Raw genomic sequence first — 11,836 nt, 5'->3', positions numbered from 1 at the left:
TTATCTTCACCACAAACACCGGGGTTATCTTCACCACGCCTCCAAACCCCCCAACCCCGGCCCGGCGGGGCCCCCTGTTTTTTTGGGGGGGCCCCGGGCGCGCGGTTTTGCGGGGGCGCGCCGTCTCCGATCCCCGGACCAGGTCCGGGGATGCCTGTTGCAGGATGTCCTCTGACGTGTCCATCAAATTACGCCGCGATGAACTCGTTCCACTTGCGGACCATGTAGTCGTTCTCGTCCATCACGGCGTTCCAGCACGCGACGCCGCCCATGCGGTCCTCGTAGGAGCCGCCGTCGCGCACGGCGCCGGCCTTCTCGAGCAGCGAGCCGTCGGGCGCCTTGATGTCCTTCTCGGCCGCCTTGCCTTCCATCCAGTAGGCCCACTCGTAAGGCTCCATATGCGCCTTCGCGGTGGAGAGCACGGCTGAGTAGTAGCCCTGGCGGTTGAGATAGGCGCCGGCATAGCCGGACAGGAACCAGTTGACGAACTCATAGGCCCATTCGAGCTTCGCACCCGAGACGCCCTTCGAGACGCAGAAGCCCGAGGCCCAGGAGCGATAGCCTTCCTTGAGCGGCTGGAAGGTGCAGGCAATCCCCATCGAGCGGACCTTCGTCACCGCCGGCGACCACATCGACTGGATGACGGTCTCGCCCGAGGCCATCAGGTTGACGCTCTCGTTGAAGTCCTTCCAGAATGCGCGGAACTGGCCGGCCTTCTTAGCCTCGGTCATCACCTTCATGGTGAGATCGATCTCTTCCTTGGTCATGTTGCCCTTGTCGGCATATTTGTACTTGCCGGTGGCTTCCACGACCATCGCGGCATCCATGATGCCGATCGAGGGGATGTTGAGGATCGAGGCCTTGCCCTTGAACTCAGGGTTGAGCAGCTCGGCCCACGAGCTGATCGGACGCTTGATGATGTCGGGACGGATGCCGAGCGTGTCGGCGTTGTAGACGGTCGGGATCAGCGTGACGAATTCGGTGGCCGACGTCGCGAACTTCTTGGAGTCCTTGCCTTCGAGATAGAGCACCTTCCAGGGCGCGGTGCCCTGGCCGCCGATCTTCTTGCCGCCGGGGGTGACGCCCTTGGTGAAGACGGGCGTGATGTTGTCGAATTCCTTGATCTTCTTGGCATCGAGGGCAAGGATGTTGCCCGAGGGCACGATCTTCTTCAGCGCGAAATATTCGGTGTCCAGCACGTCGAAGGAGTTCGGCTGGGTCATCACGCGCTTGGTGACGTCGTCGGTGGTCGCGGTGATGTATTCGATCTTGATGCCCGTGTCCTTCAGGCACTGCTTGGAGATCTCGTCGCCCTCGTTCACCGCGGTGCCGAGATAGCGCAGCACCTTCGGCTCGGCCGACATGACGTAGGGAAAGCCGGTGATGGCGCCGGAGCCTGCGGCAAGTCCGGCGAGACCCGCGGTGCTCTTCAGTAGCGTGCGGCGGCTAAGGCCCTTCTTCCTGGTCGTTTCGGTCATATCACTCACTCCTCTGTTGCGCATTCCGGTGATTGATCGGCGCTATTGCAGACGTTGCGCCTTGGCGGGATCCCATGTGGCCAGCACGCGATCGCCCGGCCGGAACTGGTGGACGTCGAAGGCAGCCTCGGGAAGGTGGGAGAACAGGGCGGTCCCGTCTTCGAGCGTGAGCGAGACGGCGATGTAGGAGCCCTGGTACTCGGTCTGGGTCAGCAGCGCCGGCGCGCCGACCGCGCCGTCGGCGATCGGCACGATGCCGAGCTGATCGGCGCGCACGGCGATGAGTTTGCCTGCGTCGCTGAGGACGTTGTGACCGCCGATGAAGCGCGCCACGAATTCGGTGCGGGGATGATGGAAGATGTCGCGGGCGCTTCCCTGCTGTTCGATCCTGCCCTGGTTCATCACGACGATGTGGTCGGCCAGCGCCATCGCCTCTTCCTGGCCGTGCGTGACCTGAACGAAGCTGATGCCGAGCTCGCGCTGCAGCCGCTTCAGTTCACCCCGCATCTTCACCCGCAGGAACGGATCGAGCGCAGAGAGCGGCTCGTCGAGCAACAGGATCTGCGGCTCGGTGATCAGCGCGCGGGCGAGCGCGACGCGCTGCTGCTGGCCGCCGGACAGCTGTGCGGGGAGGCGGGCTGCGTAGGGCGTCATCGCGACCAGCTCGAGCAACTCGCCGGCGCGCTTGTGCCGCGTCGCCCGGTCGATGCCGCGCATTTTCAGGGCAAACGCCACGTTGTCGATCACGGTGAGGTGCGGAAACAGCGCGTAGGACTGAAACATCATCGCTGTGCCGCGCTTGGCGGGTTCGAGATCGGTGACGTTCTGCGGACCCAGGATGATGTCGCCTTCGCTGACCGCCTCGTGACCGGCGATCATGCGCAAGGTCGAGGTCTTGCCGCAGCCGGAGGGGCCGAGCAGGCAGCAATAGGTGCCGGCCGGGATCTTCAAATTGACGGTGTCGACCGCCAGCGTCGTGTCGTAGCGCTTGCTGACGGCGACCAGTTCGAGGGCGGCGGGAGTGGCCATGGCGTGTCCGGGGCGAGGGCGATGCTGCGCCTCTCTCCGCAAGGTCCATGCCAATCGCGCTTGAATCGTTCTCGGTGGGCCGAATTCCAAAACAGTGCAGCGGAGTCAGATCGTTAGATTGAATCGCATGGTCTGGGTGGCTCGCCGCCTTCGCAGCTGCGTGCACACAAAACAGGCGTGGATTGTATAAAGTTTCGCCTGTGATTGGATACAGCTGGTCGATTAGGATTCGACGCCATCTTCGACGATCGAGTCCTCACTCCCATGGCCGCCAAATCCCGACCGAAATCCGACGCGCCAGATGCGAGCGATCGCGTCAGCCGCATCCGGGAAGGTGTAACTGCGGCGATCCTCGAGCATCGCCTGCTGCCCGGCACGAAACTCGGCGAGGACGAGATCGGCGAGATCTACGGCGCAAGCCGAACGTTGGTTCGCACCGCGCTGCAACAGCTCGCCCATGAGGGCATCGTCGATATCGAGAAGAACCGCGGCGCCTTCGTCGCGCGGCCGACGCCTGCGGACGCACGCGAAGTGTTCGAGGCGCGCCGCCTGATCGAGCCGACGATCGTCGATCACGCCGTTGACGCGGTGTCGCCGGCGTGGATCGGGCGTCTCCAGCGGCATCTTGCCGAGGAACGCGAGGCGGAACTGCGTGGCGATGCGCGTGCTTCGGTCCGCCTCTCCGGCGACTTCCATCGACTCGTTGCGGAGATGAGTGGCCACAGCATCTATCTCGGTTTTCTCAAGGAGCTGATTGCCCGCTCCTCGCTGATCATCCTGCTTTATCGCCGGCACGACACGCCGGCCTGCGGCACCGATCATCACGCCGGAATTGTCGCCGCGATCCGCAAATGCGACAGGGACGCCGCGCGCGCGCAGATGTTGTCGCATCTGAACGAGATCGAGGCTGAGCTGTTCCTGAAGGATCCCGCCGCCGACGAGTTGCGTCTCGCGGACGTACTTGGTGCGTGAGGGTAACGAGGCGTCCGCACCCGAATAGGCGCGGGCGCGACTATTGCGGCTCCAATCCCAGAGTCTTGATCGACTCGAGCCAGACCGGCCCTTCCTTTTCATAGAGCGCAATCGAGGATGCACGATCCATGGCCGGCTGGTCGACGCCGAAGGCATCGAGCAGCTTCTGCACGCGCTCCGTCTTGCCGCCTTCGACCATCAGCTTGGCGAGCATGTCGATCCGGTCTGCCGGCATCGCAGCGGGCGCCACCAGCGCGGTAAAACTGATGAGCTGGAAGACATTGCCGGTGACCCCTTGCTCGGCAAATGTCTTGGTCTCGGGCAGCTTCTTCATGCGCACCGGTGTCGGCACGGCAATCGGGCGGCCGATGCCGGTATCGAGTACCGGCAGCGCGGCCTGATAGCTGCCGACCGCCGCCTGGATCACTCCGGCGGCCAGATCCTGCCACATCGGCGCTTCGCCGCGGTAATGCACGATGGAAATGTCGAGACCGAATTGGCGGTTGAGCTCGGCGATCGCAATGTGCGCGAACGAGCCGATCCCGTACGAGCCGGCCGTGACCTTGCTGCCGCGTGCGTACGCGACGAACTCTTCGATCGTCTTTGCATTGGTGGCGGAATGGACCACCAGCGGCAGATGCCCCGAAGGCGTCACCGCGACGATCGTGAAATCCTTGTCCGGATCATAGGCCAGCGATTTCAGCAGCAGGCGGTTACCGAGCAAGGTGGACGAGATCGTGTACATCAGCGTGTAACCGTCGGCCGGGGAATCCTTCACCGACTGTGCCGCCAGCGCACCGCTGGCTCCGGTTTTGTTTTCGACGATGACCGGCTGCCCAAGCTTCTGCGAGATATAGTCGCCATAGGCACGGGCGAAGGCATCGGTGATGCCGCCTGCCGGCGTGGAGACGACGATCTTGATGGCCCGAGTCGGCCAGGCTTCGGCCCAAGCCGTTTCAGAAGCGGCCAGCGTCAGGCATGCAATCGCGGCAGCCCAAATTCTCGCGGATGTCCGCACTTCGGCCTCCCTTTTCCCTATGTCATTGGGCAGCCGGAAGCCACCGCAACGAGGTGTCACATGGGCAAGGAGGAGGGTCAAGAAATCAAAATATCGTTTCACTGTGTGAAATGGTCACGGCCGACCTGCAGAAGAGCCTGGCGCGGCAAGCTTGGCGCCGAGCGCCTCGGCAAGTGCGGAAGCGACTTTCTTCATCGGAGGTACGAAGCGGCGTATGCCTTCCTCCGGACTGACCGCTTCGCGGAGCATCATCACGTTCATGCTGCCGAACAGCCGGTTCTGAAGCGCGACGGGAACGCCAAGCGCCCAGACCGCGCCGCCGAAGATACTGCGGCTGTAGCTGTCGTCCATCACCGCGAACCCGGCTTTACGGATCGTGCGCAGAGCCTTGCTGAGCTTGTCGGGATTGCGCGCCAGATCGTTCCAAGGCTCTGGACCGAGGGCAAGCCGCGCGGCAATGCGCTCCTGCTCGGCGGGCTCGCAGAAGGCGAGATAGGCGCGTCCCATCGAGGTGCCGAGGACGGGAAAGCGAAAACCCGGCGGGCGGCTGAACAGCAGCGATCCATCCACGCGCGTCGTGTGGGCGATGACCATGGACTCCTGATCGAGCACCGCGATGTCTGACGGCCAATGGATCTGCTTGCGGAATTTGTTGAGGATGGGTTCGGCGATGCCGCCAATCCAGGTCGGCTCGTCATAGCCTGCGCTGAGCAACAGCGCGCGCCCCGTCGGCGCGTAGCTGGCCGGCTCGGTACGGCGCACCACATAACCTTCATGCTCCAGCGTCTCGAGCATGCGGACGATCGTCGCCTTGTTGAGTCCCGTCGCCTTGTGCAGCGACCCGACGGTCGACTGCCGTTCCTGATTGATCGCTCGCAGGACTTCGAGACCCCTGGACAACGCAATGACCGGACGGAACGACGTCATGCCAACTCCTTGTGATTGCCTGTGCCGTGAGCCGATGAAGCAACCGCCGGAGGGACAGGGCAGCGCGCTCGACGCCATCGCCACCGATTGCGGGAAGGCTGGCATGAGTCAAGCTCGCTGACGCGTTCATCTCGGTTTCGAGAAGGGCGGGATTCGCAGCCCAGTCGATCGCACGCTGCGCCCGCCGGCAATTTAGTTCCTGTGGTCGAGCTGGATTGTGCGCTCCCAGCCTCGTGTGGACGGTCGGGCGCTGCGACGTCACGTGACTATTCCTCGCGAGCCGCAACGGCTATAGGATGGCGCTCTGTCATCGAACTGTCATGTTACCGTAAATGCTGAAGTCAGACGCAACGCCGGTTCGCAAGGCTCCGAGCGCGCGGGATGGGAATCCTGTTGCGAGGGACAACAAGAGAACGCAAGTCACCGCCGGCTTCTTCAGGCAACGTGAACCTGTCGAACTCGTCGCGGAACCTGTGATCGATCAGACGCCATCGCAAGACGGGGAACCGGCAACGGAACCACTCCGGTCGAGTGCTGCCGCGCATGGTGCCGGTGAGATCGAGCTCAAGCTTTTCGTCGATGCCGATCGCATGGCGCATTTCAACGCCGCGCCTGTGATCGCGGTCAACGCGCGCAACAAGGGCACGCGCAAGCGGCTCAAGTCGGTCTATTATGACACGCCGGAGCGGACACTTCGGCGCAACGGATTGAGCCTGCGCGTTCGTCAGAGCGGCGCGCGGTTCGTGCAAACCGTGAAGACCGATGCGGTGAATGATCCGCTCCGCCGTGGTGAGTGGGAGGCGAGCGTGCCTTCGCTTGCGCCCGAGCTCGCTTTGGCGATGCCTTTCATTCCCGAGAAGATTCGCAGCCACCTGGAAGCGCAACCGCTCGAAGTGGTCTTCACCGCCGATGTCCATCGCCATGCGCGGATGATTGACCTGCCGTCAGGCACGGTCGAGATCGCCTTCGACCGGGGCGAGTTGACGGCCGGCGAGCATTCACTGCCGGTGAGCGAGATCGAGCTGGAGCTCAAGAGCGGCAGCGCGAGCGCGATCTACGAGCTCGCGTTGCGGCTCGCGGAGCACGGCGTCGTGAAGCCGTCCATCCGCACCAAATCGGCGCGCGGCTTCGATCTTGCCGCCGACAAGCCGCCCTCGGCGCGGCGTCCGCGAAAACTTCGTCTCGATCCGTCGGTGACATTGGACGAGGCGTTCGCGACAATCCTGCGTTCCTGCTTTCTCCATTTGCTTCAATCGCTGCCAGCGGCCGAGGACGGCCGCAATCCGGAGGGAATCCATCAGTTGCGCGTCTCGCTGCGCCGGCTGCGGTCCGTGCTGGATCTGATGCGTTCGGCGGGCGTGTCGAGCAACGTCGATGCGCTGCGAACCGAAGCCAAATGGCTGGCGCAGGATTTGTCCGCCGCGCGCGACTGGGATGTGTTCCGGCTCGAGACCTTGCCGATGATCGCAACAGCCTGTCCGTCGGTCGCGGGCTTCGATGCGCTGGGCCAGGTTGGGGCCGAGCGGCAGTCGGATGCCTATCGCAAGGCGCACGATGCGCTCGACGATCGCCGCTGCGCGATATTCCTGATCAGCCTCGGCGGGTGGATCGAGGCGCGCGGCTGGCGCAACGACGTCGCCGCGCAGGATCTCGGCCGGCTCGCCGAACCCGCGGCCGACTTCGCGGCACGTATCCTGTCGGCGCAGTACGCCAAGGTGCTCAGGCGCGGCCGCCGCTTCAAATCGCTTCCCGCCGAAGGTCTGCACCGCGTGCGGCTCGCGACCAAGCGGCTGCGTTATGTCAGCGAGTTTCTGCTGCCGCTGTTCGCGGACCGCAAATCCGCGCGAAAATTCGCGCGCAGGCTCGCCGGCTTGCAGGAGCAGCTTGGCGCCTTCAACGACATGGTGGTCACGGCATCATTGCTGGACGGCCTTGGTGCCGAGCCCGACTGCGCCATCGCCGCGGCGGCGATCGCCGGCTGGCAGGCGCGCGCGTCGGTCGGGGTGCAGCCCGCCCTGCAAAGCACATGGCGCGATTTCACCGCCGCGCGCGTGCCCTGGTCGCGGCAGACGCCGCAGGACTGAGCTAAGCACATCCTAAAAAAGTTGCGGCCAGCCATTGGGGGATGGCTGGCCGCGCGCGAACCGGTCTGGGACGGGGAGGGGTGGGGATGTGACCGGGTCGCGTATCTCTTTCGTTGGTCTCTACTGATCTCTCGCGCTGGCGGTGGAAACCGCCGGCTTGGTGTCGCCGAGCGAGACCCAGACGTTGGGATCGCTCTGCGACTGGCGCTTGACGAAGCGGTAGCCGGTCTCCGTCCAGGCAACGACGTTCTCGTTCTGATTGTCGAGAACGAACTCGCCCTTGTCGGTCTTCACCGTCAGCACCGCGTGTCCTTCGCCCTTCTTGTCGCGCACGACGGTGATGAGCAGGGCCTCGCGCGGCCATCCGGCATCGATCAGCATCTTGCGCTTCAACAGCACGTAGTCTTCACAGTCGCCGTAACCATCGGACGGCAGCGACCACTTTTCGATCACGCCCCAGTGCTCCTGGTCGGTCAAAGGCTTGACGGTCTCGTTGACCCAGCGATTGACCTTGACGAGGTCGCGCCATGCAGCCTGCGACATCACGATGTCACGCGGTTGCGTCGGTGCGCCCTGGCACTGAGCGGCATTATCCGCACAGAACTCGACCCAGCCGATCGGCGCACGCGTGGTGTCGCCGAGGCTTGCGTAGAGCAGACGGCCTTCGCCGGCCTGCGCTGCCGCGCTCATTCCGAAGAGCATGGCGGCGAGCGCCAATCCCTTCCCCTGTCCCCTGAAATCAAACATTGCGGCCCCCGTTTCTTGTTGGGACCACATTGCGCAGGGAGCTTTTGAGTTGCCGCTAAGTCAGCCAAGTCAAGTCGAGACGAATGCAAGTAAAACACGCGGCGAATTCGATCTATACTTGAGTCAAACTTGAATAGAATTCGATATGACTGCAATTGATTCAAATTTTATCGATTAACGCGGAAACGCTGGCGGAACTGTTGCTTGCACGCACCCGCAGCCCCCGCGTTAACCCGCGCGAGGCTCGTCACGACCCATGAAAAAGGCGGCGTCCGCATCGCGGAGGCCGCCTTCAGGGCTGGAAATGCAGTGGTTTTGGTGCCTTGGCGCTTTACCGCGCGGTAACGCTCTCTTCGAGAGTTTCAATTGGCTGCGAATGCATGAACTCGAGTGCGAAGCCGTCTTCGAGGTTTCGGACCACGCGGCCCTGCACCCGGCCGAGCAGAACCGTCGATTTCAGCGGGGGGCGGTTCTCTGCGGCGATGGCTGCGCCCGACAGCGAGAGGTCGATGATGCGGCAGGTCATCTTGGTGCCGTCCTCGAGCGTCAGCACCGCGATCGGGTTGCGCGGCACGATACGATCGTGACGGCGGTCTTCCGGCAGGTTGAGAATGTCGCGGTTGGCGAGCCAGGTCAGCTGTGCCGCGAGCTTGTCGCGCTTTCGCGGCGTCGCGCCGACCGTCATGGCGAAGCCATTGTCGATGATGCGGGTGATCTTGCCCTCGACGCGGCCGATATGGTCGAGATACGCGACCACGCGGTCGCCGACATTGCCGATGCCGGGGGCCAGCAGCGCCAGCCCGCCCGGCGACATGTTGATCACCTGGCAAGGGAATTCACGGCGGTCCGGCAGCATGTAGCGGCCGAGCAGGTGAACCTTCACCCGCTGGAAACGCCGACGTTCCTCGGCGGCCGGAAGAAATTTTTTGTGCGCCAACGCCATTTTCACAACCCGACCCCCCGCCTGGCGGAGTCCGGGACGACCCTAAGGTGCACAGGGTTAATGCCGCGTTAGGATCGGGCGCGGCGATGACGAACAGCCACAATGCGTTCGAAAAGCCACATCAGGGGCGGGCAGGCCAGCACCGTCAGCGCGCCGAGGTCGAGCGCGACCGCGGCAGTGCCGGCCGATTTGGCGAGCCGGCCCGCCACCGCCGGCCCCAGCATCATCGCGGCATAGAAGAGAGTGTAGAACACGCCCATTCCGATCGCCCGTGTCTCCGGCGCGAGTACGCGGGCGGCCAGGCTCATGATCGGGCCGGCGGGAAGGCCGCCGATCAAGCCGCCCAGGACCAGGATCGCGATCACAGCGTCGGACCGGGTCAGCCAGGCGAGCAGACCGGCCACCACGAGGCTCGCCGCGATCGCCACGACAAAGGGGCGCTTGGTGCGATCGGCGAGATATCCGCCTGATGGCACCGAGATCACCGACAGCCACATCACGAGGCTGATCGCCGAGCCCGCCGCCGCAATGCTCCAGCCGCGCTCGACGAGCAATGAGGGGCCGAACGAGAAAATCATGGCGAAGCCGATGTTATAAAGGCCCCAAATCGCACCCGCGACGATCACCGCCAGAAGCGCGAGCGGATCGAGCCGCCCGGAGCCGGCCGCGCTGGCGGTTGCTCCCGGCGGCGCTTGGTAGAAAATGATGAGCGCAATGCCGATCGCGGTCAGCGCGCCGGCCACGAGAAACACGGCGCCCGCGCCGTAAGTCGTGCCGATCGCCGGCAGCACGAGCAGCGAGATCGCAACGCCCGCCGGCCAGGAGTTGACGAAGATCGCCATCGCGGTGGCGATCTCCTTACCCGCAAACCAGTCGGTGCCCATCTTGGTGAGCTGTACGGTCAGCAGCACGCCACCGGCGCCGGAGGCGAGCCGGCCCGCCATCTGCCAGCCCCAGACGTCGGTGGTGGCCATGACGAGACTTCCCGCCGTCATCAGCAGCAGCGCCACGATCGTGGTAGGCTTGTCGCCGAGGGCGCGGCCGATCGCGCCGCCCGGCAGCGCCAGCACGATGCCCGGTGTGAAATAGAGTCCGATCAGGATGCCGATATCGGCGAGTCCGACGCCGAAGCTCTGCTGCAGCAGCGGCGCGACCGCGGCCACGCTCTGGAACTGGAACGCGATGGTGAGGCGAACGACGAACAGGATCGCAAGTATGCCCCAGCGATTGCGCAACGCTTCATCTCCCCAAGCCCTATATCGAGCGTGCGGTGGGGAGACGCCGGAGTCAACCGCAAGCTCTGAGCTTACGACTTCCTCGTCGCGCGCCCATAGAGAAAACATAGCAGTGCCAGCAGCACCGCGGCCGAGAGCCCGAGCGACCAGTGAATGCCGATCGCCGCACCGAACAGTCCGACCGTGATGCCGCTGAAGGCCCGCATCCCGAGCCCGGCCATATTGTAGAGGCCGACGACGCGGCCGCGAATGTCGGACGGCGCGTTCAACTGCACCAGCGCCTGCGCCATGGTGTTGAACGACAGCTCGAAGAAGCCTGCAAAGAACAACAGCACGATCGCGACCGGATAGATCCGCACCGAGGCGAAGCCGAGCAGCGCCACGCTCCACAGCATCGCGAGCATGATCGCGGTGCGCGGCGTACCCTTGAGCCGCCCCCAGGATTCCAGCGCGATGCCGGCGAGCAGCGCGCCGGCAGCATCTGCCGCGAGCAGCACGCTGTAGGAGATTCCGGGATCGCCATGGCCGAGATCGCCGGCAAAGCCCGGCATCTGGGCGTGATAGGCATTGCCGATCATGAAAGAGGTGAGGCCGGCGAGCCATGTCATCGCCGTCAGCACCGGCTGCGTGCCGATGGCGCCGATCGTCAGCATGATGTCGGCAAGGCCGCGCACCGCGAAGCGCCGCACGGCCACGCTGCTGTCGCGCACCGGCGCCCAGAACAGCCACAGCAGCATCGGCAGATAGAACAGCGTGTTGAAGATGATGCCATGCGAGGTGCCGAGCGTGAGCATGATGATGCCGCCGACGGCAGGTCCGACCAGAATGCCGAGATAGCGCGCCATCGCATTCAGCCGCACCGCGCTCGGAAGATCGGCGGGGCCGACGAGATCGTAGAGCAGGAGCTGGTTCGGCGTCTGCCACAACACGCCGGCGCAGCCATGGATCACCAGCAGCAGCATGGCGTGCCACATCTCAATGGTGTCGGTGATGAAGAAGAAACCCCATCCAGCCGAGGCCACGATGAACAGCAACATACCGCATTGAATGATGCGGCGCGGATCGACCCGGTCCGCGAGCCCGCCAACCGCGACCGAGAACAGCAGGAACGGCAGCCAGTGCGACAGCACGGCAAACCCCGCCAACGCCGGCGAATGGAATTTCTGGAACACCACCCAATAGCTGATCACATGCTCGATATTATCGGCCATCATCGCCAGCACGTAAGCGATGAACTGGAGTCGATACGGCACCGACTTCATCGCAGCGAACGATCCGGATGCGACGACAGGATTTTGAGGGAGGGGGTTCAAGAGGGCACCTGGGTGGGACTTTCGCGCCGTGCCTACACGTTCGCCGTCGAGCGCTCAAGACACTTGGGTGTGTGAGAACAGCGGTCCCGT

The 11,836-nt window shown here is 64.1% G+C and carries 11 protein-coding genes; 2 read left to right on the top strand and 9 right to left on the bottom strand.

All coding sequences use genetic code 11. The features are described from left to right. Positions 1–188 precede the first annotated feature (188 nt). Together AC0L21_RS04965 and AC0L21_RS04960 are read right to left on the bottom strand one after the other, a co-directional pair. Entirely contained in the window at positions 189–1,478 is a 1,290-nt protein-coding gene (locus tag AC0L21_RS04965) for an ABC transporter substrate-binding protein (RefSeq protein ID WP_473258796.1), read from the bottom strand. A gap of 42 nt (positions 1,479–1,520) precedes the next feature. Further along, the gene (locus AC0L21_RS04960) at positions 1,521–2,507 is read right to left on the bottom strand and encodes an ABC transporter ATP-binding protein (RefSeq protein WP_275174674.1); all 987 of its coding nucleotides are present in this window, start codon (positions 2,505–2,507) and stop codon (positions 1,521–1,523) included. A gap of 264 nt (positions 2,508–2,771) precedes the next feature. Here AC0L21_RS04960 and AC0L21_RS04955 point away from each other — a divergent pair, with 264 nt between their 5' ends. Further along, the gene (locus AC0L21_RS04955) at positions 2,772–3,479 is read left to right on the top strand and encodes a GntR family transcriptional regulator (RefSeq protein ID WP_473258793.1); all 708 of its coding nucleotides are present in this window, start codon (positions 2,772–2,774) and stop codon (positions 3,477–3,479) included. A gap of 40 nt (positions 3,480–3,519) precedes the next feature. Here AC0L21_RS04955 and AC0L21_RS04950 read toward each other — a convergent pair whose 3' ends face one another. The 3 genes from AC0L21_RS04950 to AC0L21_RS04940 all read right to left on the bottom strand — a co-directional run bounded on the left by AC0L21_RS04950 (position 3,520) and on the right by AC0L21_RS04940 (position 6,023). Continuing rightward, positions 3,520–4,497: a Bug family tripartite tricarboxylate transporter substrate binding protein gene (locus AC0L21_RS04950; protein WP_473258791.1), complete on the bottom strand. Its 978-nt coding sequence runs from the start codon at positions 4,495–4,497 to the stop codon at positions 3,520–3,522. 114 nt (positions 4,498–4,611) lie between these two features. Further along, on the bottom strand, positions 4,612–5,424 hold the full coding sequence (locus AC0L21_RS04945; protein WP_473258789.1) for a helix-turn-helix domain-containing protein: 813 nt from the start codon (positions 5,422–5,424) through the stop codon (positions 4,612–4,614). Between the two features lie 341 nt (positions 5,425–5,765). Continuing rightward, positions 5,766–6,023, bottom strand: coding sequence for a hypothetical protein (locus AC0L21_RS04940; protein WP_473258787.1), 258 nt, complete (start codon positions 6,021–6,023; stop codon positions 5,766–5,768). On the opposite strand from AC0L21_RS04940, the gene AC0L21_RS04935 reads away from it, so the two are divergent. Continuing rightward, positions 6,015–7,508: a CYTH and CHAD domain-containing protein gene (locus tag AC0L21_RS04935; RefSeq protein WP_473258785.1), complete on the top strand. Its 1,494-nt coding sequence runs from the start codon at positions 6,015–6,017 to the stop codon at positions 7,506–7,508. The genes AC0L21_RS04940 and AC0L21_RS04935 overlap by 9 nt on opposite strands. Positions 7,509–7,628: 120 nt before the next feature. Here AC0L21_RS04935 and AC0L21_RS04930 read toward each other — a convergent pair whose 3' ends face one another. From AC0L21_RS04930 to AC0L21_RS04915, 4 genes are all read right to left on the bottom strand, one after another. Beyond that, on the bottom strand, positions 7,629–8,255 hold the full coding sequence (locus tag AC0L21_RS04930; protein ID WP_026232931.1) for a transglutaminase-like cysteine peptidase: 627 nt from the start codon (positions 8,253–8,255) through the stop codon (positions 7,629–7,631). A gap of 331 nt (positions 8,256–8,586) precedes the next feature. Then, entirely contained in the window at positions 8,587–9,198 is a 612-nt protein-coding gene (locus AC0L21_RS04925; RefSeq protein ID WP_007602573.1) for a PilZ domain-containing protein, read from the bottom strand. Between the two features lie 68 nt (positions 9,199–9,266). Beyond that, positions 9,267–10,433, bottom strand: coding sequence for an MFS transporter (locus tag AC0L21_RS04920; RefSeq protein ID WP_473258782.1), 1,167 nt, complete (start codon positions 10,431–10,433; stop codon positions 9,267–9,269). 71 nt (positions 10,434–10,504) lie between these two features. After that, positions 10,505–11,746: an MFS transporter gene (locus tag AC0L21_RS04915; RefSeq protein WP_473258780.1), complete on the bottom strand. Its 1,242-nt coding sequence runs from the start codon at positions 11,744–11,746 to the stop codon at positions 10,505–10,507. Between the last annotated feature and the right edge of the window lie 90 nt (positions 11,747–11,836).

The sequence above is a fragment of the Bradyrhizobium sp. WSM4873 genome, assembly GCF_055811355.1.
This window is presented reverse-complemented; position numbering and strand designations above follow the sequence as displayed.